General features: G+C 67.9%; 20 protein-coding genes. 12 read left to right on the top strand and 8 right to left on the bottom strand.

Features of this window, described 5'->3' with window-relative positions; genetic code table 11:
- Positions 1 to 24 precede the first annotated feature (24 nt).
- Positions 25 to 1,680 (top strand): DUF2813 domain-containing protein, encoded by a 1,656-nt coding sequence (locus BJP62_RS13610; protein WP_070530401.1) that lies wholly within the window; start codon positions 25 to 27, stop codon positions 1,678 to 1,680.
- On the opposite strand, the gene BJP62_RS19075 is transcribed toward BJP62_RS13610, so the two are convergent.
- Together BJP62_RS19075 and BJP62_RS19070 are read right to left on the bottom strand one after the other, a co-directional pair.
- Positions 1,650 to 2,105 (bottom strand): helix-turn-helix transcriptional regulator, encoded by a 456-nt coding sequence (locus BJP62_RS19075; RefSeq protein ID WP_236943609.1) that lies wholly within the window; start codon positions 2,103 to 2,105, stop codon positions 1,650 to 1,652. The genes BJP62_RS13610 and BJP62_RS19075 overlap by 31 nt on opposite strands.
- Before the next feature lie 27 nt (positions 2,106 to 2,132).
- Complete coding sequence (locus BJP62_RS19070) at positions 2,133 to 2,357, bottom strand: hypothetical protein (protein ID WP_236943608.1); 225 nt, start codon at positions 2,355 to 2,357, stop codon at positions 2,133 to 2,135.
- 142 nt (positions 2,358 to 2,499) lie between these two features.
- Between BJP62_RS19070 and BJP62_RS13600 the strand changes: the two genes are divergently transcribed.
- The 3 genes from BJP62_RS13600 (at position 2,500) to BJP62_RS13590 (ending at position 5,944) form a co-directional block, all read left to right on the top strand.
- Positions 2,500 to 3,489 (top strand): phytanoyl-CoA dioxygenase family protein, encoded by a 990-nt coding sequence (locus BJP62_RS13600; RefSeq protein WP_070530399.1) that lies wholly within the window; start codon positions 2,500 to 2,502, stop codon positions 3,487 to 3,489.
- A gap of 110 nt (positions 3,490 to 3,599) precedes the next feature.
- Positions 3,600 to 4,274 carry a glycine zipper 2TM domain-containing protein gene (locus BJP62_RS19220; RefSeq protein WP_070530394.1) on the top strand — a complete coding sequence of 225 codons (675 nt, stop codon included), beginning with the start codon at positions 3,600 to 3,602 and terminating at the stop codon, positions 4,272 to 4,274.
- A 134-nt stretch (positions 4,275 to 4,408) separates the two neighbouring features.
- On the top strand, positions 4,409 to 5,944 hold the full coding sequence (locus BJP62_RS13590) for a BCCT family transporter (protein ID WP_070530392.1): 1,536 nt from the start codon (positions 4,409 to 4,411) through the stop codon (positions 5,942 to 5,944).
- A 49-nt stretch (positions 5,945 to 5,993) separates the two neighbouring features.
- Here the strand turns inward: BJP62_RS13590 and BJP62_RS13585 are convergent, their stop codons facing one another.
- A complete protein-coding gene (locus BJP62_RS13585; protein ID WP_070530390.1) occupies positions 5,994 to 6,284 on the bottom strand; it encodes a hypothetical protein in 291 nt (96 codons plus the stop codon).
- Positions 6,285 to 6,480: 196 nt separating this feature from the next.
- Between BJP62_RS13585 and glmS the strand changes: the two genes are divergently transcribed.
- Positions 6,481 to 8,307 (top strand): glutamine--fructose-6-phosphate transaminase (isomerizing), encoded by a 1,827-nt coding sequence (gene glmS, locus BJP62_RS13580; RefSeq protein ID WP_070530388.1) that lies wholly within the window; start codon positions 6,481 to 6,483, stop codon positions 8,305 to 8,307.
- Between the two features lie 108 nt (positions 8,308 to 8,415).
- Here the strand turns inward: glmS and BJP62_RS13575 are convergent, their stop codons facing one another.
- From BJP62_RS13575 to BJP62_RS13560, 4 genes are all read right to left on the bottom strand, one after another.
- On the bottom strand, positions 8,416 to 9,513 hold the full coding sequence (locus BJP62_RS13575) for a DUF3616 domain-containing protein (RefSeq protein ID WP_070530386.1): 1,098 nt from the start codon (positions 9,511 to 9,513) through the stop codon (positions 8,416 to 8,418).
- 9 nt (positions 9,514 to 9,522) lie between these two features.
- Positions 9,523 to 10,260 (bottom strand): sporulation protein, encoded by a 738-nt coding sequence (locus BJP62_RS13570; protein WP_070530384.1) that lies wholly within the window; start codon positions 10,258 to 10,260, stop codon positions 9,523 to 9,525.
- 253 nt (positions 10,261 to 10,513) lie between these two features.
- Entirely contained in the window at positions 10,514 to 11,731 is a 1,218-nt protein-coding gene (gene sstT / locus BJP62_RS13565; RefSeq protein ID WP_070530383.1) for a serine/threonine transporter SstT, read from the bottom strand.
- Between the two features lie 174 nt (positions 11,732 to 11,905).
- The gene (locus tag BJP62_RS13560) at positions 11,906 to 12,496 is read right to left on the bottom strand and encodes a TetR/AcrR family transcriptional regulator (RefSeq protein ID WP_168163838.1); all 591 of its coding nucleotides are present in this window, start codon (positions 12,494 to 12,496) and stop codon (positions 11,906 to 11,908) included.
- A gap of 215 nt (positions 12,497 to 12,711) precedes the next feature.
- On the opposite strand from BJP62_RS13560, the gene BJP62_RS13555 reads away from it, so the two are divergent.
- Genes BJP62_RS13555 through adeC form a run of 3 tightly spaced genes read left to right on the top strand, consistent with a single transcriptional unit; the run spans position 12,712 to position 18,507 of the window.
- A complete protein-coding gene (locus BJP62_RS13555; protein ID WP_070530379.1) occupies positions 12,712 to 13,887 on the top strand; it encodes an efflux RND transporter periplasmic adaptor subunit in 1,176 nt (391 codons plus the stop codon).
- Between the two features lie 14 nt (positions 13,888 to 13,901).
- Positions 13,902 to 17,060, top strand: a complete 3,159-nt coding sequence (locus BJP62_RS13550) for an efflux RND transporter permease subunit (protein WP_070530377.1) — start codon at positions 13,902 to 13,904, stop codon at positions 17,058 to 17,060.
- Positions 17,053 to 18,507 (top strand): AdeC/AdeK/OprM family multidrug efflux complex outer membrane factor, encoded by a 1,455-nt coding sequence (adeC, locus tag BJP62_RS13545; protein ID WP_070530375.1) that lies wholly within the window; start codon positions 17,053 to 17,055, stop codon positions 18,505 to 18,507. Before BJP62_RS13550 ends, adeC begins: the two co-directional genes overlap by 8 nt.
- A 763-nt stretch (positions 18,508 to 19,270) precedes the next feature.
- Here adeC and BJP62_RS13540 read toward each other — a convergent pair.
- Complete coding sequence (locus BJP62_RS13540) at positions 19,271 to 20,092, bottom strand: ChaN family lipoprotein (protein ID WP_070532745.1); 822 nt, start codon at positions 20,090 to 20,092, stop codon at positions 19,271 to 19,273.
- Positions 20,093 to 20,174: 82 nt separating this feature from the next.
- Here BJP62_RS13540 and BJP62_RS13535 point away from each other — a divergent pair, with 82 nt between their 5' ends.
- The 4 genes from BJP62_RS13535 to BJP62_RS13520 all read left to right on the top strand — a co-directional run bounded on the left by BJP62_RS13535 (position 20,175) and on the right by BJP62_RS13520 (position 24,450).
- Positions 20,175 to 20,768 carry a YigZ family protein gene (locus BJP62_RS13535; protein ID WP_070530373.1) on the top strand — a complete coding sequence of 198 codons (594 nt, stop codon included), beginning with the start codon at positions 20,175 to 20,177 and terminating at the stop codon, positions 20,766 to 20,768.
- A 161-nt stretch (positions 20,769 to 20,929) separates the two neighbouring features.
- Positions 20,930 to 21,937 (top strand): lipopolysaccharide assembly protein LapB, encoded by a 1,008-nt coding sequence (locus BJP62_RS13530; RefSeq protein ID WP_070530372.1) that lies wholly within the window; start codon positions 20,930 to 20,932, stop codon positions 21,935 to 21,937.
- Between the two features lie 169 nt (positions 21,938 to 22,106).
- The gene (locus BJP62_RS13525) at positions 22,107 to 23,336 is read left to right on the top strand and encodes a nucleoside recognition domain-containing protein (protein WP_070530370.1); all 1,230 of its coding nucleotides are present in this window, start codon (positions 22,107 to 22,109) and stop codon (positions 23,334 to 23,336) included.
- Positions 23,337 to 23,442: 106 nt separating this feature from the next.
- Complete coding sequence (locus tag BJP62_RS13520) at positions 23,443 to 24,450, top strand: tetratricopeptide repeat protein (protein WP_070530368.1); 1,008 nt, start codon at positions 23,443 to 23,445, stop codon at positions 24,448 to 24,450.
- Positions 24,451 to 24,570: the final 120 nt, after the last annotated feature.

Here is a 24,570-nt window from a genome sequence, read left to right as displayed (position 1 = left end):
CTTGGGGCTGGTACGGAGTACGCCATGCGCCTTATCCACCTGCAGATCGACAATTTCCGCGGCATCAGCCGGATCGCGGTTGCGCTCGACGCCGACCGCACGGTGCTGTTCGGCGAGAACAACTGGGGCAAGACCAGCCTGATCGAAGCGCTGGCCCGCTGCCTCGGCCCGGCCGCCGTGGCCGGCCCGCACTTCGACCTCGACGACTTCCACCACGATGCGGACGGTATCCCCGCCAACTGGCTGGCGATCACGCTGACTTTCGGCGACGACGAACCGACGCAGCCCTCGCCGACCCTGGTCCCGCTGGCCTGGCGCGACCGCAGGGGCCGCTGGCGCGTCAGCCTGCGCATTGCCGCACGCCGCCATGGCGACGGCATCTCGGTGCGGCGCGAGCTGCTGGGCCCGAGCGGCAAGGTCCGCCGTCACCCGGATACCGAGGCGCTGGCCGGCGAACTCGTCGCGCGCCACCCGGTGCTGCGGCTCCGCGAAATGCAGCTGGCCCAGTGGCTGGGGCCGGCCGTGCCCGACGACGGGCCGATCGCGCTCGAACCCGGCGATGCGCCGGCAGAAACGGTGCAGCGCACCTTCGAGGCACTGCTGCAGCAGCCGCACCGCGTCAGCCCGCACGTGCTGCAGCAGGGTATCGCCGCGATGCGCGAGCTGCTGTGCCGCCACGCCGACCGGCTGCATCCGCCGGCGACGCAGCGCTTCTCCGACGACATCGCCGCCGCGCCGGTCACTTTCCGCGACCACGCCAGCCTGCTCGAGATCGCCAACCGCGCCGGCAGCAGCACCCAGCAACTGGCGCTGCTGTTCCTGCTCGGCGCGCTGCTCGAAGCGCGGGGCACCGAGGCGCTGCACGACGGCGAAATGCCGCTGCTGCTGGTCGAAGACCCCGAAACCCACCTGCATCCGACCCAGCTGGTCCAGCTGTGGGGGCTGATCGAGCAGTTGCCGGTGCAGAAGCTCGTCACCACCAACAGCGGCGAGCTGCTGGCGAGCTTTCCGCACCACAGCCTGCGGCGGCTGGTGCGCGGCGACGACAAGGTGTTCGTCTACCAGCTGGGCCGCAATGCGCTGTCCAGACAGGATGCGCGCAAGGTCGGCTTCCACGTCCGCGCCAACCGGCCGAACAGCCTGTTCGCGCGCACCTGGCTGCTGGTCGAGGGCGAAACCGAATTCTGGCTGCTGCCCGAGCTGGCACGGCGCTACGGCGTCAACCTCGGCGTGCTCGGCATCCGCACGGTCGAATTCGCCCAGGCCGGGCTGGCGCCGCTGATCAAGTTCGCCGACGCCTTCGGCATCCGCTGGCACCTGATCACCGACGGCGACGACGCCGGCAGGCTCTACGCGAACAAGACGCGCGGCCTGCTGCACGGCCGCGACGAAGCGCGCCACCTGACGGTGCTGCCGTCGCGGGACATCGAGCATTACCTGTTCGAGAACGGCTTCGCCGACGTCTACCGCGATGCCGCGCACTGGACCCGCGGGCCGGTGCCGGGGACGGCCGAGCTGATCCATCGCGCGATCCGCCGCGAGGCCAAGCCCGGCATGGCGCTGGCGATTGCCGAAGCCGCCGAGCGGCGCGGCCGGGCGAGCATTCCGCCGCTGCTGGCGCGGCTGTTCGACACGCTGGCCGAGCTGGCTCAGGACGAGGACGCGCGCGGCTCGCGATAGCGCTGCCGGAACGCCCGCGGCGTTTCCCCTTTGGCGGCGCGGAACTGGCGGTTGAAATGCGCCAGCGTGGCATAGCCGGCGGCTTCGGCGATCACGCCGATGGCACGGTCGGTCTGGATCAGTTGCTGGCAGGCGTAGCCGATGCGCAAGCGGGCAAGATAGGCAGTCACCGTCGTTTCGGTGTGGCGCCTGAAAAAGCGGTGGAAGGCACCGACCGACATCGCCGCCAGCGCCGCCAGCCGAAGGGCCGGCGTCTTGTCGTGCAGCGACGCCAGCAGCGGCCGGACCTGCGCGGCGGCCTCGCGCGAAAACGCCAGCCCGCGGCCGGCGGCATCGGCCAGCCGCGCGATCGGCGCGCACTCGGGGAAGGTCTGCGCCAGCGCGGTGATCCAGTCGCTGCGGAACCAGACGACCACCGCGAGCACCGGCCTGTCCGGATCGAGCCGTTCGGCCTACGCCCAGCTGTGCGGCAGCTCGGGGCCGAGCAGCACCAGATCACCGTCGTCGAAGTCGTCGATCCGGTCGGCAATGAAACGCTGACCGCGCGCGTTCAGCGTCAGCGTCAGCTCGAACTCCGGATGATAGTGCCAGGCGAACGGCAGGGTCGGCAGCTCGCGCCACAACAGCGCCCAGGACTGCCCGGCGGGAACCGTGATGTGTTCGAATTGTGGACGCATTCGGCGCTCATGCCCGACCAGATGGTCAGAATCGTATCAATAGAAGCCAGCCGGCGCGCATTGCCGGCGACGGACGTTGTGAAAATCACCGGACTACATGCACGGGCCCGCAGCCCGGCCCACCACGATCCGGAGATCACTCATGAAAGACCGCTACGACTATGGCAACGCCCGCCCGGGCAACCCGTCCGTCTCCTACCGCGCCGAAGACCGCCAGTTGCACACGCTGCAGAAGAAGCTGCCGCTGCGCGTGCTGTCCGACGCCGACTTCGCGCACTGGCAGCAGTACGGTTACGTGATCGTCAGGCAGGCCGTCGATGCCGGCGCCGTCCGGCGTACGGCCGACTTCCTCTGGGACTTCCAGCAGCTCGACCCGGCCGATCCGGCCAGCTGGAACGCACCGCAGCTGCGCGAGAACGACATGCGCGAGCTCAACGGCTCGGGCATGGTCGAGGCCTACCAGAACCAGACGCTGTGGGACAACCGCCAGACGCCGCGCGTCTACGATGCCTTCGTCGACATCTGGGACCGCGAGGATCTGTGGGTGACGATCGACCGCGCCAACCTGAATACGCCGAATGCCGGCGTGCGCAAGTTCGGCGGCTTCATCCACTGGGACGCCGACACCTCGCTCGATCCGCGCCCGGTCAACGTCCAGGGCGTGCTGGCGCTGTCGGACACCAGCGAGGACGGCGGCGGCTTCCAGTGCATTCCCGAGCTGTTCGCCAATTTCGACCGGTGGTGCGAAACGGCGCCGTTGGAGCGCAACCCGTGGCAGCCGGACCTCGCCAGCGTGCCGTACCCGGTGCGTTTCATCCCGATGCAGGCCGGCGAACTGCTGATCTTCAACAGCCTGCTCGCACACGGCATCCGGCCGAACACCTCGGCCGACAAGGTCAGGCTGGCGCAGTACATCTCGTTCACGCCGGCCGACGAGGCCAATGCCGAGCTGCGCGACTGGCGCATCCGCAGCTGGCAGCAGCGCGAACCGGCGCGCGGCCATGCCTTTCCGGGCGATCCGCGCCGCTGGGAGCAGTCGCGTTATCCGCGCGCCGAACTGTCGGCACTCGGCGAGCGCATCCTCGGCCTGCGCAGCTGGCGCGACGGCAGCGGCCGGTCCGGCATCGGTTGACATCGCGTAAAAAGTGCCGGGCCGGCGTGTGGCCGGGGTCACTGACGCTAGACTGGGCGCTGCTTCATGATTGACGCATATCGACGCATAGCCCGAAGGAGGCCCTCCGCATGTCGAACGCCCCGAAAACCCACCCGGTGTTTCTCGCCGCCGCCGGCGCCGTGATCCTCGCGGCCGGCGTCGGCATCGCCAAGATGATGGGCTGGGTCGGTGTCGCGCCGGCGCCGGTCGCCAGCGAGCCGGTGATGATCATCGCCAGCCAGCCGGCCGTTGCATCGGCCGTCGCGTCGGCGCCGGCCGTGCTCGCCCCGGTGGTGACACCGACGCCGGTCGCCACCCCGGCACCGACGCCGCGCCCTAGCCCCAGGCCGACCCCGCGGCCGAAGCCGAAACCGACGCCGGCCCCGCATCATGAACAGGCCGAAACCCGTCCGGCGCCGGTTCAGCAGGTCTGCGCCAGCTGCGGCCGCGTCGTCGCGGTGCAGACGCGCGAAGAGGCCGGCCAGGCCAGCGGCGGCGGCGCCGTCGCCGGCGGCGTCGTCGGCGGCGTGCTCGGCCATCAGGTCGGCAGCGGTCGCGGCAACACCGTCGCGACGGTCGTCGGCGCGATCGGCGGCGCACTGGCCGGCAACGCGATCGAGAAAAACGTCCGCAAGACGGTCTATTACGACGTGGTCGTGTCGTTCGAGGACGGCAGTCAGCGCAGCTTCAGCTACCAGCAACAGCCGCCGTTCGCCGTCGGCGACCGGGTACGCGACGCCGGCGGACAGCTGGTCGCCAACTGACGCCCGCAGCCGCGCCTGCAACGCCCCCGCCCGTGCGGGGGCGTTTTGCTGTCCGGCGTCAACGAATTGCGTTGACGCACTTCGGCGGCCGCTACCGGTGTTAGCCTAAAAAGAACGGAACACGGGAGATTTGCATGGTCTTTGTCGTCTCGCTCGCGGTTGCACTCGCCTTCGTCGCCTGGGGAGCGCTCGCGCCGGCCAGCATGAGTGCCGCCACCCAGACGCTGCTGTCGGGCACGATCGGCGGTTTCGGCTGGTTCTACCTGCTGTCGGTTTTCGGCTTTCTGCTGTTCGCGCTCTACCTCGCCTTCGGCCGTTTCGGCGCGATCCGCCTCGGCGGCGACGATGCCGAGCCGGAGTTCTCGCGCGTCAGCTGGTTCGCGATGCTGTTCTCGGCCGGCATGGGCATCGGCCTGGTGTTCTGGGGCGCTGCCGAACCGCTGGCGCACTTTGCCACGCCGCCGTCGGGCGAAGCGCTGACCGCCGACGCCGCGCGTACCGCATTGCGCTACACCTTTTTCCACTGGGGGCTGCACCCGTGGGCGATCTACAGCGTGATGGGGCTGGCGATCGGCTACTTCAGCTTCAACCGCGGGCTGCCGGCGCTGGTGTCCGAGGCGTTCCGGCCGTTGTTCGGCGACCGGGTCAACGGCAATCTCGGCAAGCTGGTCGACGTCCTTGCGGTGATCGCCACCGCCTGCGGCGTCGTCACCTCGCTCGGCCTCGGCACGCTGCAGATCGGCGGCGGCCTGACCTATACGCTCGGCGTGCCCGATACCGATTCGCTGCACATCATCATCATCGTCGTTGCGATGGGGCTGGCGATCGCCTCCTCGCTGTCGGGCGTCGGCCGCGGCATCCAGTGGCTGTCGAACCTGAACATCGGCATCGCCGCGCTGCTGCTGGCCGCACTGCTCGTCTTCGGGCCGACGCTGTTCATTTTCGAGTCGTTCACCACGACGCTCGGCGGCTACATCAACAATCTCTCGTTCATGAGCCTGCGGCTGACGCCGTTCAGCAAGGGCTCGTGGGTCGCCGACTGGACGCTGTTCTACTGGGCGTGGTGGATCACCTGGGCGCCATTCGTCGGGCTGTTCATCGCCCGTGTCTCCAAGGGCCGGACGATCCGCGAATTCGTCGTCGGCGTGCTGCTGGCGCCGAGCCTGGTCAGCTTCCTGTGGTTTTCGGCCTTCGGCGGCACGGCCATCCACCAGCAGCTGATGGAAGGCATCAACCTGCTGGCGGTGCAGCAGCAGGACTACGCCAAAACGCTGTTCGCGCTGCTCGGCGCGCTGCCGCTCGGCCACGTGCTGTCGGTGCTGGCACTGGCGCTGATCGCGAGTTTCTTCGTCACCTCGGCCGACTCGGCCAACCTTGTGCTCGGCATGCTGTCGACCAAGGGGCGCCACGATCCGCCGGCATGGATCAAGCTCGTCTGGGGCGTAGTGATCGCGGCGATGGCGATCGTGCTGCTGTTCACCGGCGGGCTCAAGGCGCTGCAGACGCTGTCCATCGTCTCGGCGCTGCCGTTCGCGCTGATCATGGTCGGGCTGTGCGTATCGCTGTACAAGGCGCTGGCCGACGACGACCGCAAACGCCAGCACAGGGAGAAGGCCCGCCGGCACGCGGTCGATGCAATGCTCGCACGCGATCCGCACCTCGGCGATTGAGCGCGGCGGGCCCGGCTGGCGGCGTTGCATTCACCAACCGCGCCAGGCTTCAGCCCTCGGGCTGCGGGTCGCGCGCCAGCAGCGCGTCGATCAGGGCCACCGCCCTGCGCCGCGCCGCCATGCCGTCGACGCGGGTGAACGCCTCGCCGAGCGCCTCGTGCAGTTCGCACGCGAGCTGGAACAGCAGGCGCTGCTCGCGCCCGTACGTGCACGGCAGGTAATAGTTGATTTCGTCGACCAGATCGTCGGCGAGCTCGTGCGGAAGGACGGCGGGCGCGGTGAGGATGCGGTCCAGCAGACGCACTCCGAACATCCCGAGCGACAGCAGCCGAGTAGCCATGCGTGCTCCTGCCCCGAGAACAACGGCGGGGCGCCGGGGCGAGCCTTGCTTCGCCCTTCTCCTACTCTAGTCGGCCAATTCCGACCACCCATCGGCCAGGCTGCGAAGCCGACGGCCGGTTTGCGGGTTTTTCTGTAAAGACAAGGCTGCCCGGATCGCATAAATTTTGTGCAACGCAAAAATTCTGGAGTTGCCTATGTGCGGTATTGTCGGTGCGATTTCGTCGCGCAATGTGGTCCCGGCGCTGATCGAGGGGCTGGCGCGGCTTGAGTACCGCGGCTACGACTCGGCCGGCATCGCGGTGCTCGACGGCGAAATCCGCCGCGTGCGCCGGGTCGGCCGCGTCGCCGAACTCGATGCTGCAACGCGCGAAACCGCACTGAGCGGCGAGCTCGGCATCGGCCACACCCGCTGGGCGACGCACGGCGGCGTCACCGAGCCGAACGCCCACCCGCACGTCTCCGGCGGCCTGGTCGCCGTCGTCCACAACGGCATCATCGAGAACCACGACGAAAAACGCGACCAGCTCGAGGCGCGCGGCTATGTGTTCGAATCGCAGACCGACACCGAAGTCATCGCCCACCTCGTCCACGCCTACTACCGCGAGTCCGGCAACCTGCTCGGCGCGGTGCAGCAGGCGGCACGCGAGCTGACCGGCGCGTACGCGATCGCCGTGATCGCGCGCGATGCGCCCGACCAGATGGTCGTCGCCCGCATGGGCTGCCCGCTCCTGATCGGCCTCGGCGACGGCGAGAACCTGATCGCCTCGGACGTGTCGGCGGTGCTGTCGGCAACGCGCCGGGTGATCTTCATGGAAGAAGGCGATACCGCGCGCGTACGCCGCGAAGGCATCGAGCTGTTCGACCGCAACGGCGTCGCGATCAGCCGCGACGTGCACCTGTCGGACGTGTCGCTCGCCTCGCTCGAGCTCGGACCGTACAGCCACTACATGCAGAAGGAAATCCACGAGCAGCCGAAGGCGATCGCCGACACGATCGCCCCGCTGCTCGACGCCGGCTTCGTGCCGGCGCTGTTCGGCGAAAAGGCCGCCGGGCTGCTGCCGCAGGTGCAGGGCGTGCAGATCCTAGCTTGCGGCACCAGCTATTACGCAGCGTCGGTCGCGCGTTACTGGATCGAGGCGATCGCCGGTGTGCCGTGCAATGTCGAGGTGGCCAGCGAATACCGCTACCGCGCCGCCGTCGCCAACCCGTCGCACCTTATCGTCACGATCAGCCAGTCCGGCGAAACGCTCGACACGATGGAAGCGCTGAAATACGCGAAATCGCTCGGCCACGACAAGACGCTGTCGATCTGCAACGTGCGAGAAAGCGCGATCCCGCGCGCATCGGACCTGGTGTTCTACACCCGCGCCGGCGCCGAAATCGGCGTCGCGTCGACCAAGGCGTTCACCACCCAGCTGATCGCGCTGTTCGCGCTCGCCGGCACGCTCGCCAGGCTGCGCGGCCGGCTCGATGCGGCAACCGAGCACGACTACATGGAAGGGCTGCGCCACCTGCCCGGCTCGGTGCAGCACGCGCTCAACCTCGAGCCGCAGATCACCGCCTGGGCGCAGAAGTTCGCCACCAAGGACCACGCGCTCTTCCTCGGCCGCGGCGTGCATTACCCGATCGCGCTCGAAGGCGCGCTCAAGCTCAAGGAAATCAGCTACATCCATGCCGAGGCCTATCCGGCCGGCGAACTCAAGCACGGCCCGCTGGCGCTGGTCGACGCCAATATGCCGGTGGTGGTGATCGCGCCGAACGACAGCCTGCTCGAGAAGGTGAAGTCGAACATGCAGGAAGTCCGCGCCCGCGGCGGCGAGCTGTTCGTGTTCGCCGACCTCGACAGCCACTTCAGCGAATCGGACGGCGTCCACGTGATCCGCACGCCGCGACATATCGGCGTGCTCAGCCCGGTCGTCCATGCGGTGCCGGTGCAGCTGCTCGCCTACCACGCGGCGCTGCAGCGCGGTACCGACGTCGACAAGCCGCGCAACCTGGCCAAGTCGGTCACGGTCGAATAGGCGGCCGAACCACGGACTGCGCACGTGAAAACGGGATCGGGGCACAGGCCGTCGATCCCGTTTTTCCATCCACCGTGCCGGAGGTCATTCCGGCCGGCGGCCCGACGATTACTTGGGTGCCGCGCTCAGCAACAGATCACCGGTCACCGACTGAGCGCCGCGCTTGCGCGACGCCGACGGGGCGTCGTACAGCACCAGCCAGCGGCGCGGGCCGGCCCAGTCGGCCGGCAGCGCACACAGCGCTTCGGCGCGGTCCTCGCCAGTGCCGTGCGGCAGCGCCAGCTGTTCGACCGCAGCGTCCCACCACATCGCCGCAGCGTCGCCGTCCGGCAAGGCCGCGAGCGCCTGCGCCGCGCCCGGCCAGCGGAACACCCGGATCGCGCCGTCGAGCACCATGGTCGGGCCGGCCAGGATCAGCAGGTCGTCGCCATCCATGTGCAGGTCGCGGACGCCGAGCCCGGCCAGCCGCAGGAAGTGCTTGCGGTAGAGCGACCCGCCCTTGCCCAGCGGGCGCAGTCGCAGCCTGCCCTTGCGCTCCTCGACGGCGATTTCGAGCACGCACGACCAGCCGCGCAATACCGGCCCGCGCAGGCCGAGCAGCAGCCGGTCACCGTGCAGCGCCAGCCCCTCGATGTCGAGGCCGTTGTCCTTGCCCGGAATCGCCAGGAACGGCGCCAGCTGCGCATCATCGGCCAGCAGTTCGGTCAGTTCGTTGCGGCGCTTGCTTCCCTTGAGCACCGCCGCGCAGCGGCCGTCCGGCGCTTCGCGCGCCAGCGCCGGCAGGCCGTCATCGCCGGTGACGACCGGGATGCGCGCCAGCAGGCAGCGGTTGCCGTCGTAGCTCAGCGTCGCCAGCCGTTCGAGGTTGTCGTCGCGGCCGGGCTTGGGGCTCTTGCGCTTGAGTCCGTGCGAGCCGACCAGCCACAGATAGCCGTCGGTGCAGGCGAGTCCCTCGATATCGGCCTCGACATCGGCGGCATCGGGCAAATCGAGATAGTCGGCCAGCGGGAAATGCCGGGCATCGCCGAAGCGCAGCGTCTCGCCGTCGACCGGCATCAGCCTGCGCAGTCGGTCGAGCCCGCACGCCTCGTCGCCGGCGACCCACAGCGCATCGCCGGTGACGCAGGCGCCCGACAGGTTGTCGTGGACCAGATGGTCGCCGTCGAGCTCGAGCCGCACGGCGTGTTGTTGCAGCTGACGCGGCATGGCGGCGCCTCAGTAGAACAGCGGCGCCAGCTGGCGCTGTACGGCGTCGACCGACAGGCCCGCGTGCGCGATGCTGACGAAACGGTAGCTGTCGCCGCGGAAGCGCCGGTCGATCTCGACCAGCACGTGCGTCACGCCGGTGCCGGGCAGGAAGGAAATCTCGACCTCGGCCAGCCCGCCGACACCGGCCAGACGGAACTCGAGTTCCTGGTAGCAGCCGCTCTGGCTGCGGCCGACCGGGGTGTTCAGGTAGCCCGCCTCGACGTCGGCACGTGCCAGCGTGAAGCCGAGCCGGCCCATCGCCGTGATCACGCACTGCATCGCCTCGGTCGGCCCGACCGCCAGCGGGTCGCGGTCCGATGCGTCGACGGCGCTGGCGATCGCCAGTCGCGTTTCGAGCCAGACGCGCGTGCGGTTGTCGCGGCACGGCAGCGCGGTCACCGGCGTTTCGCCCGGCAGCACGGTGCTGACCGGAATCGACATCGTCTCGCCGGCACGCAGCACGAAACGCTCGTTCAGCGGCCAGTGCGCCAGCACGTGACCGGTGGTGTATTCGCCGTTGTCGCTCTCGACTTCGACCTCGGTGCACAGCGCCAGCTGCAGGCCCTCGACCGTCTGGTCGACCGCGCCGCCCTTGAGCACGACCGCGCCGGCCAGTGGCCCGCCGGGGACGAGCGCGGTCGTGGTGATGCGGGTATCGACCTGGGCGCCACCGAAACCGGCGGCGGCAAGCAGGGAACGGAACATGGGGACTCCTGACAGGGGTGGGCGGGGGGACAGACGGCGTGGCCGGACAGGCAGGGGCCGGTTCACGGCCAAAGCTTTCGTCAACCAGCTGGAAGCTGACGCCGCTTCGTAAATATTAACAAAGCGCCACTATCAACCACGTCCCCCCGGGCGTCAACGGCCGCCGCCACCGCCCGGGGCGGTGCCGCAACGGCAGTCCACCCGGGGCCGGCGACTACCGGATGCGGCGCGAGATCGAGCCGGAGAACTGGCGTCAGCGCCGCGGCTCGCGCGCGATGCACGCGGCGGCGGTGAACAGCACGTCGGTCGAGCTGTTGAGCGCGGTCTCGGCCGAATCCTGAATCACGCTGATGATGAAGCCGATCGCGACGATCTGCATCGCCACGTCGTTGCCGATGCCGAACAGGCCGGACGCCATCGGGATCAGCAGCAGCGAGCCGCCGGCCACGCCCGACGCGCCGCAGGCGGCGATGCTGGCGACCACGCTGAGCAGCAGCGCCGTCGGCAGGTCGACGACGATGCCGAGCGTGTGCGCCGCAGCCAGCGTCAGCACGGTGATGGTGATCGCCGCGCCGGCCATATTGATCGTCGCGCCGAGCGGGATCGACACCGAGTAGGTGTCCTCGTTGAGCCCCAGCCGCTCGCACAGCTGCATGTTGACCGGAATGTTCGCCGCCGAGCTGCGGGTGAAGAACGCGGTCAGGCCGCTTTCGCGCAGGCAGGTGAACACCAGCGGATACGGGTTGCGCCGGGTGACGACGGCAACGATCAGCGGATTGACGACCAGCGCGACGAAGGCCATCGCGCCGAGCAGCACCAGCAGCAGGTGCGAGTAGGAGCGCAGCGCGTCGAACCCCGTCGTCGCGACCGATTCGGCGACCAGACCGAACACGCCCAGCGGTGCGAAGCGGATGACGATCTGCACGATGCGCGATACCGCGTGCGCGACGTCGGCGAGGATCTGGCGCGTCGGCTCGCTGCCGTGGTGCAGCGCGAAGCCGAGTGCCGCGCCCCAGGCGAGCACGCCGATGTAGTTGGCGTTGGCGACCGCGTGGACTGGGTTGTCGAACACTTGGAACAGCAGGCCGCGCAGCACCCCGGTGATCCCGGCCGGCGGCGCATTCGCGCTTGCCGCGGTCACCAGCGTCAGCGACGACGGGAACAGGAAACTCGCGCAGACGGCGACCAGCGCCGCCGCGAACGTGCCGAGCAGGTAGAGGCCGAGGATCGCCTGCATCCCGGTCGCACTGCCGCGGCGCTTGTTGGCGATCGACGACGCGACCAGCAGCAGGACCAGCAGCGGCGCGATCGCCTTGAGCGCGCTGACGAACATCGCACCGAGCAGCGCCGCGCTCTGGCCGGCGGCGGGCCAGGCCAGCCCGAGCAGCGTACCGGCGATCATGCCGGCGAGGATCAGCAGGACCAGGTTGCCGGTCAGGAACAGGGACAGCCATTTGGATGCGAATCGCATGGGCTTCTCGATATCGGGGACAAGGGGGCGGGCACGGCGCGGTGACGACCGCGGGCGCACCGGGATTCGGCAGCGCTTTTACACGGAGGGCCGCCCCCGGGACAATTGCCGCGATCGCCGATTGCCGGGGTGCCCTTGATCGATCTTAGCCGCCGCGGCGCCCGGCCGTCCCGCTCAGGTCTCGAGCAGGTGCTGCAGCGTGCTGCGCAGCAGCTTGGCGATCGCCTCGATCGGGACGCCCGGATTGCGGATGTTGCGGCACGACAGCCCCTCGAACAGGGCGATGACGATCTCGGTGCGCGCCTCGAGGTCGGCCAGCGGCGGCAGGCCGCGCATCGCCCTGCCCTTGGTGATCGTTTCGGCAAGCCGTTCGCGGGCGAGCCGGTCGCCGTCGCGGACCATCGCCAGCACCTTGGGATTGCGCGTCGCCTCGGCGAGCACCTCGATCTGCAAGGCGTCGTCGTAGCCGCAGCTCGCCTCTTCGAGATTGTTGCCGGCCTCGCGGACCAGCGCCTGCAGCAGGTCGTCCTCGCTCTGCAGCGATTCGAGCAGCGCGAGGATTTCGGCGACGTCGCGCTCGACGATCGCCGAGATGATCGCTTCCTTGTTCGCAAAGTAGTGATAGATGTGGCCGACGCTCATGCCGGCGGCACGCGCGACCTCGGCCATGCTGGCGCCGTGGAAGCCGCGCTGGCGGAAGCAGTCGGCCGCCGCATCGAGCACCTGATTGCAGCGGGCCTCGCCGCGGTCTTGTTCGCTGGTCATGCAGTTCCTCGAATCAGGCATGCGCTCGTCATGATTTGGTTTTAAAGTAGCCGCTTGCCAAATGATTACGCTCTTAATTAGAATGTTCATTCTAGAATGATCGTTCATTCTATTGCGAACCAAGGTGTCTGAATAGTGTCAGTCACCCTTGCCCGCCCGGCGTATCCGCCCGGCGGCCGTTTTCCGTTGAATCGACATCCAAAGAAGAGGCTCCCATGCACCTGACCCCGAGACGCGCACTGGCGGCCGCCAGCCTGATCGCCGGCAGCCTGGCGCTGATCGGCTGCGGCGAACCCAACGCAGCCGACCACGCCGCGCAACCCGAACCGGTCGTCGGTGTGGTCACCGTCGCCGGCCAGTCGCTGCCGATGACGACCGAACTCGCCGGCCGCACCTCGCCCTACCAGGTTTCCGACGTCCGCCCGCAGGTCGGCGGCATCATCCAGAAACGGCTGTTCACCGAAGGCGGCGAGATCAAGGCCGGTCAGGTGCTGTACCAGATCGACCCGGCAACCTATCAGGCCGCGTACGACAGCGCCAAGGCGACGCTCGCCAAGGCCGAAGCCAATGTACTCAGCGCGAAGAACAAGGCCGACCGTTACGCCGAACTCGTCAAGATCAACGCCGTCAGCAAGCAGGACTACGACGACGCCTACGCCGCGCTGAAGCAGACCGAAGCCGACGTTGCTGCCGGCCGCGCCGCGGTCGAGACCGCGCGCATCAACCTCGCGTACACCAAGGTCACGTCGCCGGTCGACGGCCGCATCGGCCGCTCGTCGGTCACGCCGGGCGCGCTGGTCACCGCCAACCAGGCCGATGCACTGGCGACGGTGCAGACGCTCGACCCGATCTACGTCGACGTCACCCAGTCGAGCAACGAGCTCTTGCGCCTGCAGCGCGAACTCGCCAGCGGCAGCCTCAAGCGCGCCGGCGCCGATGCCGCCAAGGTCAGGCTGGTGCTCGACGACGGCAGCACCTATCCGCTCGAAGGCAAGCTCGAGTTCTCCGAAGTCACCGTCGAGCAGAGCACCGGCACGGTGACGATGCGCGCGGTGTTCCCGAATCCGAAGCACCAGCTGCTGCCGGGCATGTACGTGCGCGCGGTGATCGAGGAAGGCGTCAACGACAACGCGATCCTCGCGCCGCAGCAGGCGGTGAGCCGCGATGCGCGCGGCAATGCGACCGCGATGGTCGTCGGCAAGGACGACAAGGTCGAACCGCGCATGCTCAAGACCGCCCGCACCATCGGCGACAACTGGCTCGTCACCGACGGCCTCAGGAGCGGCGACAAGCTGATCGTCGACGGTCTGCAGAAAATCCACCCAGGCGCCAAGGTCAAGACCGTGGCCGCCAGCGGTGTGGCCAGCGCGCCGACCGTCGCGGCCAAGTAAGGGAGAGAACCTAAATGGCTCGTTTCTTCATCGACCGCCCGATTTTCGCGTGGGTGGTCGCCATCATCATCATGCTCGCGGGGCTGCTGGCGATCCGGACCCTGCCGATCGCCCAGTACCCGAGCATTGCGCCGCCGACCGTCGCGATCAATGCCACCTACCCGGGTGCATCGGCCAAGACGCTCGAGGACACCGTCACCCAGGTCATCGAACAGAACATGAAGGGCCTCGACGGCCTGCTCTACATGTCGGCGACCAGTGAATCGACCGGTGCGGTCGCGATCACGCTGACCTTCGCGGCCGGCACCGATCCCGACATCGCCCAGGTGCAGGTGCAGAACAAGCTGCAGCTGGCGACGCCGCTGCTGCCCGAGGCCGTCCAGCGCCAGGGCATCTCGGTGTCGAAGTCGTCGGCCAGCTTCCTGATGGTGCTCGGCTTCGTCTCGACCGACGGCAGCATGAGCGACATCGACCTGTCCGACTACGTCGCCGCCAACGTGCAGGACCCGCTGAGCCGCGTCAACGGCGTCGGCAACATCCAGCTCTTCGGCTCGCAGTACGCGATGCGGATCTGGCTCGACCCGAGCAAGCTCAACAACTACAAGCTGACGCCGAGCGACGTGGCGCAGGCCATCCGTGCGCAGAACATCCAGGTCTCGGCCGGCCAGCTCGGCGGCACGCCGTCGGTCTCGGGCCAGCGGCTGAACGCGACCGTGTCGGCGCAGACGATGCTGCAGACGCCCGAGCAGTTCGGTGCGATCCAGCTGCGCATCAATAGCGACGGCTCGACCGTCTACCTGCGCGACGTCGCTCGCGTCGAGCTGGGCGCCCAGAGCTACGACAGCGTCGCGCGCTTCAACGGCAAGCCAGCCGCCGGTATCGGCATCCAGCTCTCCACCGGCGCCAACGCACTCGAAACCCGCGCGGCCGTCGAGAAGAGTGTCGAGGAGATGTCGAAGTTCTTCCCGCCGGGCATGAAGGCCGTCACCCCGTACGACACGACGCCGTTCGTGAAGATCTCGATCCACGAAGTGGTCAAGACGCTGGCCGAAGCCATCGTCCTCGTCTTCCTGGTGATGTACCTGTTCCTGCAGAACTTCCGCGCCACGCTGATCCCGACGATCGCGGTGCCGGTGGTGCTGCTGGGGACGTTCGGCATCCTCGCGGCGTTCGGCTTCTCGATCAACACGCTGACGATGTTCGCGATGGTGCTGGCGATCGGCCTCTTGGTCGACGACGCGATCGTCGTCGTCGAGAACGTCGAGCGGGTGATGAGCGAGGAAGGCCTGTCGCCGAAGGAAGCCACCAAGAAGTCGATGGGCCAGATCACCGGCGCACTCGTCGGCATCGCCATGGTGCTGTCGGCGGTGTTCATCCCGATGGCGTTCTTCGGCGGCTCGACCGGTGTCATCTATCGGCAGTTCTCGCTCACCATCGTCTCGGCGATGGCGCTGTCGGTGCTCGTCGCGCTGGTACTGACGCCGGCGCTGTGCGCAACCATGCTCAAGCCGATCGAGAAGGGCCACCACGCGTCCGACAAGGGCTTCTTCGGCTGGTTCAACAACAAGTTCGACGCGACCAACGCCCGCTACCAGGGCCTGGTCGGCGGCATCCTGCGCCGCAGCGGCCGTTTCATGATCATCTATGTGCTGATCGCCGCGGCCATGGCGGTGCTGTTCATGCGCCTGCCGACGTCGTTCCTGCCGGACGAGGACCAGGGCATCCTGTTCTCGCAGATCATGCTGCCGGCCGGCGCCACCCAGGAGCAGACGCTCGAGGTGATCAAGAAGGTCGAGCACCACTTCCTCGTCGACGAGAAGAAGAACGTCAACTCGGTGTTCTCGGTCGCCGGCTTCAGTTTCGGCGGCAGCGGCCAGAACAACGGTATCGCCTTCGTCAGCCTCAAGGACTGGGACCAGCGCAAGGCCGCGGAAGACCACGTCAACGCGATCGCCGGCCGTGCCATGGGCGCGTTCTCGCAGATCCGCGAGGCCTTCGCGTTCGCGTTCGCGCCGCCGGCGGTGATCGAGCTCGGCAACGCGACCGGTTTCGACTTCTTCCTGCAGGACCGTGCCGGCATCGGCCACGAGAAGCTGATCGAAGCGCGCAACATGCTGCTCGGCATGGCCGCCAAGGATCCGACCCTCGTCGGCGTCCGCCCGAACGGCCAGGAAGACACGCCGCAGCTGCAGCTCGACATCGACCAGGAGAAGGCCGGCGCGCTCGGCGTCGCGATCGCCGACATCAACACGACGATCTCGACCGCGTGGGGCTCGTCCTACGTCAACGACTTCCTCGACCGCGGCCGGATCAAGAAGGTCTACATGCAGGCCGACGCATCGTCGCGGATGCAGCCGGAAGACCTGAACAAGTGGTACGTGCGCAATGTACAGGGCGAAATGGTGCCGTTCTCGTCGTTCGCCAGCGCGCACTGGGACTACGGTTCGCCGCGTCTGGAGCGCTACAACGGCCTGTCGGCGGTCGAGATCATGGGCGCCGCCGCACCGGGCAAGAGCTCGGGCGAGGCCATGAAGGCGATCGAGGACATCGTCGCCAAGCTGCCGCCGGGCGTCGGCATCGAATGGACCGGCCAGTCGTACCAGGAACGGATGTCGGGCTCGCAGGCGCCGGCGCTGTACGCGATCTCGCTGTTGATCGTGTTCCTCTGCCTTGCCGCGCTGTACGAAAGCTGGTCGATCCCGTTCTCGGTGATGCTGGTTGTGCCGCTGGGCGTGCTCGGCGCAGTGCTGGCGACCACGGTGCGCGGGCTGTCGAACGACGTGTACTTCCAGGTCGGCCTGCTGACGACGATCGGCCTGTCGGCGAAGAACGCGATCCTGATCGTCGAGTTCGCCAAGGAGCACATGGAGGCCGGCGCCAGCATGATCGACGCGACGCTGACCGCGGTGCGCGAACGGTTGCGGCCGATCCTGATGACCTCGCTGGCGTTCGCGCTCGGCGTGCTGCCGATGGTGCTGAACAGCGGCGCCGGCTCGGGCGCGCAGAACGCGATCGGCACCGGCGTGCTCGGCGGGATGATCTCGGCAACGCTGCTGGCGATCTTCTTCGTGCCGCTGTTCTTCGTCGTCGTGCACAAGATCTTCGACCGCTTCACCAAGTCCAAGGCGCACGCCGCCCCCGCCAAACTCACGGAGAGCCAACAAGATGCGTAACACCCTCCTGAGCCTGGCGCTGTCCAGCGCCTTCCTCGCCGGCTGCACCAGCATGGCGCCGACCTACCAGCGCCCCGCCGCACCGGTCGACACCAGCTGGCCGCAGGGCGCGGCCTACCCGGCCGCCAGCGCCGACGGCCGCGCGTTCGCCGATACCGCATGGCGCGACTACTTCAGCGATCCGAAGCTGCAACAGGTGATTTCGCTGGCGCTGGCCAACAACCGCGACCTGCGGGTTGCGGCGCTGAACATCGAGAAGGCGCGCGCGCAGTACCAGATCAGCCGCGCCGACCTGTTCCCGTCGATCCGCGCCAGCGGCAGCGGTCAGGGCCAGCGCACGCCGGGCAGCCTGTCCGGCACCGGATCGCCGACGATCAGCCACCAGTACAGCGCCGGCCTCGGCTTCGCGTCGTACGAAATCGACCTGTTCGGCCGCGTCCAGAGCCTCAAGGACGCCGCGCTCGAACAGTACTTCGCCACCGAGGAAGCACGGCGCAGTGCGCAGATCAGCCTGATCGCCGAAGTCGCCAACGCCTACCTGACGCTGGCGGCCGACAACGACCGGCTGCGGCTGGCGCAGGAAACGCTCAAGAGCCAGCGCGAATCGTTCGAGCTGACCAGGAAGCGCTTCGACCTTGGCGTCGCGTCCGAACTCGACGTGCGCCAGGCGCAGACCAGCGTCGAATCGGCGCGCGTCGATGTCGCCAAGTACACCGGCCTGATCGCGCAGGATGCCAACGCGCTGACGCTGCTGCTCGGTGCCCGGCTGCCGGCCGAGCTGCAGCCGTCGACGTCGGTCGAATCGGTCTCCGCGCTGCGCGACGTGCCGGGCGGCCTGCCGTCCGACGTGCTGCTGGCGCGGCCGGACATCGTCCGGGCCGAGCACCAGCTCAAGTCGGCCAACGCCAATATCGGCGCGGCGCGTGCGGCGTTCTTCCCGAGCATCACGCTGACCGCCAGCGCCGGCAGCGCCAGCGCCAGCCTCGGCGACCTGTTCAAGGCCGGCTCGGGCGCGTGGAGCTTCATGCCGCAGATCAGCATCCCGATCTTCGAGGGCGGCCGCAACATCGCCAACCTCGACGCGGCCAAGGCCGACGAGAAGATCGCCGTCGCGCAGTACGAGAAGGCGATCCAGAGCGCGTTCCGCGAAGTCTCGGACGCACTGGCCGACCGCGGCACGCTCGACGAACAGGTCGACGCGCAGCAGGCGCTGGTCGACGCAACGGCGAAGAGCTACACGCTGTCGCAGGCGCGTTACGGCAAGGGCGTCGACAGCTACCTGAATGTGCTCGATTCGCAGCGCTCGCTCTACAGCGCCCAGCAGCAGCTGATCTCGATCCGCCTGTCGCGCCAGGCCAACCTCGTCACGCTGTACAAGGTGTTCGGCGGGGGCGGTCAGGAAGAGACCACGACGGCCAGCGCCTCGGCGCCGGCGAAGGCGTCGTAAGCCTGATCTCAATGAAAAACGCCCCTTTCGAGGGGCGTTTTTATTGGGTGGCGGTTGCGGAGAACGTTGCTGCGTTAAGCGCCGGCGGCGCAGGGTAAAAGCGTTGACGCCGGTTCCGCCCGGCGGACGTGATACTTTCTTTTGCTTCGCCAAAAGAAAGTATCCAAAGAAAAGGCGACCCCGCATCCGCGCCTGCTTCGCAGGTGCCCTGCGCTGCTCGGCGCTACTGAGGGGATCGGGGCGGTATACAACCGTCAACGAACGAGTTAGTAGCAGCTAAACAGGTAGGGGTGCGCATAAGCGAAACCCAACACGACATCACTTGCAGTTGTTGGCACTCAGCGGTTCGGAACGGGATGAACAGGCACACTTTTCAGCTGCTGCGCTTGGCACGCGGCGGTCTTGAGAAGGCCTGATAACTCAACTCAAGGATCAATACTCCCAATCCGCCGATTGCGCCATTTTGGTCTCAGGGCGTCGCATACCGCCCGAGTCCCCTCAGAAGCGCCGAGCAGCACAAGCCGCCACGGGGCTGTCGGGGATCGCTGTTTGAGCGCAGCGAGTTTGCGATTCCCGCCGTGGCGGCTGAGCAGCACAGGGCACCCGCAAAGCGGGCGCGAATGCGGGGTCGCCTTTTCTTTGGATACTTTCTTTTGGCGAAGCAAAAGAAAGTATCACGTCCGCCGGGCGGAACCGGCAGTCAATGCCTTTGATGCCGCGCCGCAGGCGCTAAACCCCGGGAATGCCTAACCCGCCAAGCTGATCATAGCGTCGCGCACGGATCCGGCCGCTCTGCCGCCGGAATCTCCACCACTTCATCGAACGCCTTCGCGTCCCTGCCGCTCTCGAGGTAGCCGACGCTGAGCACCTGCGCCGCCGGCACGCCTGCCAGCCAGCGCGGTACGCCGATGTCGCGGCGCACGTGGCCGTTGCCGGCGATCAGCACCACGCCGCGTTGCGCGTTGTCGCGCAGCACCTGCGCCATGAACGCATCGCGGGCGATCTGCGCCTGCGCCATGCCCGGCACCATCGCCTGCGGCAGCTTGCCGCAATGGCCGACTTCGACCTCGTGCTGCTGGCCGGCGACGATGTCGGCGGCCGGCGCCGCATCGAGCCGCGCGGCCTTCAGCGCTGCCGGGTCGAACGCCGCCGTGTAACCGCCGCGGACGACCTTGCCGGCGTCGGCGCGCGAAACGTTGGCGGCAATCAGCGGCAGGTCGTACTGCAGCGCCAGCGCGATCACCGGCTTGTAGAACGCCCAGTTCCAGCTCGACTTCGCCGGCGCGGCGGCCTTGATCAGCGCATCGGCATCGCCGCCCTTGCGTGCCGCATCGAGATCGCCCTGCCGCTCGCGGTCGAACTGCTCCATCGCGATCGCCGGACGCCAGCCGGCGTCGACGGCGGCCTTGAGCGCGGCAAACCGTGCCTCGTGGCCGGCGGCGTTGTCGTGGACCTCGCCGAGCAGCACGACGCGCTTGCCGGCGAACTGCGCGGCCACCGCCGGCGATTGCGGCGCTGATGCGCACGCACCCAGCAAGGTGGCGGACAGCAGGGCAAGGACCAGAGGGCGGATGGTGCGGGACATGACGGCTCCGAACAAAAAGAGAATCATTCTCATCATTATCTTTCACGCTGACAAGCGCGACCGCCGCCGTAATAATCCCCCGATGCCGTTCACCCTCGCCGCCACCGTCGAACACGAAGTCGACATCAAGAAAAGCCGCTTCCTCGGCCGGGTCGAACCCGTCGCCAGCCGCGCCGACGCACTCGCCGTGGTCGACGCGCTGCGCGCCGCCCATCCGGACGCCGCTCACGTCTGCTGGGCGCTGCTCGCCGGCGGCGATTCGGGCATGAGCGACGACGGCGAACCGTCGGGTACCGCCGGCCGGCCGATGCTCGAGGTGCTGCGTCACCACGACCTCGACGGCGTGCTCGCGACCGTGGTGCGCTACTACGGCGGCGTCAAGCTCGGTGCCGGCGGGCTGGTCCGCGCGTATACCGACGCCATCGCCGGTGCACTGGTCCATGCGGACAAGGTCGAACGGATCGCGATGGTGCAACTGGCGCTGACGCTGCCTTACGCCGATGAAAACCGTGTCCGCCACTGGCTGCAGCAGCAAGGCCACGAGGTACTGTCGGCCGACCACGATGCGCTGGTGACGCTGCATGTCTCGCTGCCGCAGGCCTCGGTCGCCCCGGCGCTTGCCGCGCTGACCGACCTGACCGCCGGACGGCTGGGCTGGCCGGGAAAGCCGGGCTGACGACGGCCTCCCGCCATCGCCGCCACGACACTGCGCGGCCGTTCTCCAGACAGGCAGTCAATCTTCTGTAATAAATGCTTACCAACTATCGGTCTGCGCTTGAAAGCAGGAAAACAAGCGTTTAGGCTGTCCGCCATCCGCTCACGACTGCCACCCATCCCATGCATCCCGGCGAGCCCGCCACGATTGCGCAACTGATCGACGAAAGCAATCGGCTCACGTATATCGACCCGCACGAAGCCCTGCGCCTTGCCGAAGCCGCAACCCGGCTCGTCCCCGGCTGCGACGACACGCTGCTGGCGATCGCCGCATGGCGCCGTTGCGGCACGATGCTGTTCGCCTTCGGCCGCATCCCGGACGGGCAGCACGCGATGTTCAAGGCACTGACGATCGCCGACGCCGAAGACCTCGTCGCCGAGCGCGGCGAGCTGATCCAGGACCTCGCCAGCGCCTACTACACGCAGGGCGACTACGACGAGGCGATCGCCTACTGGGCCGACTGCATCGACACCGAAGGTTTCACGCTCAATACCCGCATCCACGCCTACATCGGCCTCGGCCAGGTCTATTACGCGCACGAACGCTACGACATGGCGCTGCAGAACCACCTCGACGCCAAGGCGCTGGTCGTCGAAACGTCCGACGCCGACCTGCATTGCCGGGTGCTGATCAACCTCGCCGCCGACTACACCAAGCTCGGGCGCTTCGAGGACGTCGCGCTCGAACTCGATCAGGCCCTGCCGCTGGCCGAAGCGGCCGGCAACCCCGAGTACGTCGGCGAGATCCTCGTCTACCGTAGCGCCGTCGCGCTGGCGCGCGGCAATCCGGCCGACGCCCACGCCGCCCTTGATCAGGCGGTCGCGATGCGGCGGGTCTGGGCCTGGGGTGAAATCTCGCAGAACCTCGCCCGGGGTCGCGTCTACCTGTCCGAAGGCCGGCTGGCCGAAGCGCTGGCCGCGGTGCATACCGCGCTCGAGCGCGCCGACGAAATGGGCACCTGTCACAAGACCTTCCAGGCCCACCATCTGCTCGCGCAGATCTATCAGCGCATGGGCGATGCCGGGCAGGCCGAGTACTACCACCGCCGCTACCAGGAAGCGTTCAGCCGTATCGTCCGCTCCGGCACCTACGCTAAACTCCAGGCGCTCGAAGCCAGGCTGAAGCACTAAGCGCAGCCAGCAAAAATCCTCTGGCGTTGTTGTGCAAACCTGTCGCATCGGCTTGTACTGTTGCGACCGAAGGCAGTCCCCGTGGGACGTTTTGCACGCCGAACCAGAGCCGCTGCGCTGTTTCTTGCTAGCCGCTCCAAGGCCCGGCACGTCAGGAGTACCACTTCCCATGCTCAACCGTATCTGGGCCGGCTTCATCCTGCTGGCCTTCGCCGCCGCCTGCATCCAGGGCTTCGCACTCGGCCGGCACGAGGTGTTCGCGGCAATGACGCGGGCGATGTTCGACGCCGCCCGGCTCGGTTTCGAAGTCGCACTCGGGCTCACCGGCGTGATGACCCTGTGGCTCGGCATCATGAAGATCGGCGAAGCCGCCGGGCTGATCGCGCTGCTCGCGCGCCTGCTCGGGCCGCTGTTCGCCCGGCTGTTCCCGGGCGTGCCGGCCGGCCACCCGGCGCTCGGCGCGATGACGATGAACATCGCCGCCAACATGCTCGGCCTCGACAACGCCGCGACGCCGCTCGGGCTCAAGGCGATGAAGGAGCTGCAGACGCTCAACCCCAGCCCCGATACCGCAACCGACGCGCAGATCCTGTTTCTGGTCATCAACACCGCCGCGGTCACGCTGTTCCCGGTGACGATCTTCGCCTACCGCGCCCAGCTCGGCGCGGCCGACCCGACCGACATCTTCGTGCCGCTGCTGATCGCCAGCTTCACCGCCACGATCGCCGGCGTGCTGCTGGTCGGCATCCGACAGCGGCTGCGGCTCTACGACCCGGTCGTACTCGCCTATCTCGGTGGCCTTTCTGCGCTGATCTTTGGCGTCGCCGCCTGGTTCCTGCACCTGCCGGCCGCCGAGCGCGCCGCGCAATCGGCGCTGGTCAGCAACTTCCTGCTGCTCGCCATCGTCGTCGGCTTTATCGCCACCGCCCTCGTTCGCCGTGTCGACGTCTACGAAACCTTCATTGACGGCGCCAAGGAAGGCTTCAAGGTCGCGATCGGCATCGTTCCCTACCTGGTCGCGATGCTGGTCGCAATCGCGCTGCTGCGTGCCAGCGGCGCGCTCGAACTGCTGCTGGCGGGGCTGCGCCACCTCGTGGTCATGCTCGGCTACGACAGCCGCTGGGTCGACGGCCTGCCGATCGGCATCATGAAGTCGCTGTCGGGCAGCGGCGCCCGGGCGCTGATGATCGACACGATGAAGACCGCCGGTGCCGACTCGTTCGCCGGCCGGCTGGTATCGATCCTGCAGGGCAGCAGCGAAACGACCTTCTACGTGCTGGCGGTATATTTCGGCTCGATCGGCATCACCCGGACGCGCTACGCGGTCGCTTGCGGGCTGTTCGCCGATGTGGCCGGCTTTATCGCGTCGGTCTGGGTTGCCTACCTGTTTTTTGCGTAAATACTTTCATACCAGTGAAGCCTTCTTGTAACAAAACCTCACAAACATAAGGCGACAGGTAAGCTTATCGACTAGGGTTATCCCTAATCCATTGATGCCGCACGCCATGACCGACCTCCGCCCCCTGCTCGACCGCATCCGCCGCATCATCCTGTCGCAAACCGTCGAAGCGATGGCGCAGGCGGGGCAGGCTCGCGAACTGGCGCGCCAGCAGGCACGGCCGCGCGACGAAGCCGAGGCGCTGCTGCTGCACGGCCAGGCGATGCTGGCGTTCGGCCGCTTCGAAAAAGGCCGGACGGCGCTGCTGGCGGCGCTCGAGATCGGCCGCAGCGTCGAGATCGGCATCTTGCACGGCGAGACGCTGCAACAAATCGCCCGCTCGTACTACGCCCAGGGCGACTACGACCGGACCGCCGAATGCTGGCTCGCCTGCCTCGACCTGCCGGACACGCTCGCCGGCGAGGAAGTGCGCTGTCAGGCCCATATCGGCCTCGGCCAGTTGCTGTACGCGCAGGAGCAGTTCGAGGCCGCACTCGCGCACCACCACCATGCGGTGCGGCTGACGACCGAACAGAGCACACTAGTGCTGTACCACGCGGCCGCGCTGATCAACGTCGGCGCCGACCTGCTGCAACTGGGCCGCTACGACGAAGCCGAGGCCGCGTTCGACCGGGCGCTGCCGCTGACCCGGCACTCGCAGCACGTCGAACACGAAGCGGAAATCTACGGCCTGCAGGCGCAGCTCCGCCTCGCCCGCGGCGACGCCGAGCGCGCGCAGCAGCAGCTGCGCGTCGCGCTCAAGCTCAGCCGCCTGCACGGCAACGATTGGGGCGAGGCGTTCAACCTGATCACGCTCGGACGCTGCAACCTCGCCGGCGGCGACTACGACCACGCCCGCGAGGCGCTCGAACAGGCGCTCGCGCTGTCCGAGGCGATGGGCACCGCCAGCCTCGCCGCCCGCGCGCATCAGGGCCTGGCCGAACTCGCCGAACGCCTTGGCCATGCGGCCGACGCACAACGCCACCTCGAGCGCTTCCGCACGCTGCGCGAACAGCTGCTCGGCCAGCTCTCGGCCGCGCGCTTCGCGACGATGGAGCTGCGGCTGGCAAGTTGAGCACCGCCGGGTTACCCCGGGCCGACGCGGATCCGAATGTAGTCTGACACCGCACAATACAAGCGCCGTCTCGCCAATCCCCCAAGAAAAATGGGGGCTTCAAGGGGAATTTTTCCGATA

It is taken from the genome of Jeongeupia sp. USM3 (assembly GCF_001808185.1).
In the GTDB taxonomy this organism is placed as follows: domain Bacteria; phylum Pseudomonadota; class Gammaproteobacteria; order Burkholderiales; family Chitinibacteraceae; genus Jeongeupia.
Note: the sequence above shows the minus strand (reverse complement) of the source record. Positions and strands in the feature narration are given on the sequence as shown.

Excerpts from the sequence above, each read along its gene's own strand:
- BJP62_RS13610 (WP_070530401.1), top strand. The coding sequence starts at position 25 with ATGCGCCTTATCCACCTGCAGATCGACAATTTCCGCGGCATCAGCCGG.
- BJP62_RS19070 (WP_236943608.1), bottom strand. The coding sequence starts at position 2,357 with ATGCGTCCACAATTCGAACACATCACGGTTCCCGCCGGGCAGTCCTGG.
- BJP62_RS13600 (WP_070530399.1), top strand. The coding sequence starts at position 2,500 with ATGAAAGACCGCTACGACTATGGCAACGCCCGCCCGGGCAACCCGTCC.
- BJP62_RS19220 (WP_070530394.1), top strand. The coding sequence starts at position 3,600 with ATGTCGAACGCCCCGAAAACCCACCCGGTGTTTCTCGCCGCCGCCGGC.
- BJP62_RS13590 (WP_070530392.1), top strand. The coding sequence starts at position 4,409 with ATGGTCTTTGTCGTCTCGCTCGCGGTTGCACTCGCCTTCGTCGCCTGG.
- BJP62_RS13585 (WP_070530390.1), bottom strand. The coding sequence starts at position 6,284 with ATGGCTACTCGGCTGCTGTCGCTCGGGATGTTCGGAGTGCGTCTGCTG.
- glmS (WP_070530388.1), top strand. The coding sequence starts at position 6,481 with ATGTGCGGTATTGTCGGTGCGATTTCGTCGCGCAATGTGGTCCCGGCG.
- BJP62_RS13575 (WP_070530386.1), bottom strand. The coding sequence starts at position 9,513 with ATGCCGCGTCAGCTGCAACAACACGCCGTGCGGCTCGAGCTCGACGGC.
- BJP62_RS13570 (WP_070530384.1), bottom strand. The coding sequence starts at position 10,260 with ATGTTCCGTTCCCTGCTTGCCGCCGCCGGTTTCGGTGGCGCCCAGGTC.
- sstT (WP_070530383.1), bottom strand. The coding sequence starts at position 11,731 with ATGCGATTCGCATCCAAATGGCTGTCCCTGTTCCTGACCGGCAACCTG.
- BJP62_RS13560 (WP_168163838.1), bottom strand. The coding sequence starts at position 12,496 with ATGACCAGCGAACAAGACCGCGGCGAGGCCCGCTGCAATCAGGTGCTC.
- BJP62_RS13555 (WP_070530379.1), top strand. The coding sequence starts at position 12,712 with ATGCACCTGACCCCGAGACGCGCACTGGCGGCCGCCAGCCTGATCGCC.
- BJP62_RS13550 (WP_070530377.1), top strand. The coding sequence starts at position 13,902 with ATGGCTCGTTTCTTCATCGACCGCCCGATTTTCGCGTGGGTGGTCGCC.
- adeC (WP_070530375.1), top strand. The coding sequence starts at position 17,053 with ATGCGTAACACCCTCCTGAGCCTGGCGCTGTCCAGCGCCTTCCTCGCC.
- BJP62_RS13540 (WP_070532745.1), bottom strand. The coding sequence starts at position 20,092 with ATGTCCCGCACCATCCGCCCTCTGGTCCTTGCCCTGCTGTCCGCCACC.
- BJP62_RS13535 (WP_070530373.1), top strand. The coding sequence starts at position 20,175 with ATGCCGTTCACCCTCGCCGCCACCGTCGAACACGAAGTCGACATCAAG.
- BJP62_RS13530 (WP_070530372.1), top strand. The coding sequence starts at position 20,930 with ATGCATCCCGGCGAGCCCGCCACGATTGCGCAACTGATCGACGAAAGC.
- BJP62_RS13525 (WP_070530370.1), top strand. The coding sequence starts at position 22,107 with ATGCTCAACCGTATCTGGGCCGGCTTCATCCTGCTGGCCTTCGCCGCC.
- BJP62_RS13520 (WP_070530368.1), top strand. The coding sequence starts at position 23,443 with ATGACCGACCTCCGCCCCCTGCTCGACCGCATCCGCCGCATCATCCTG.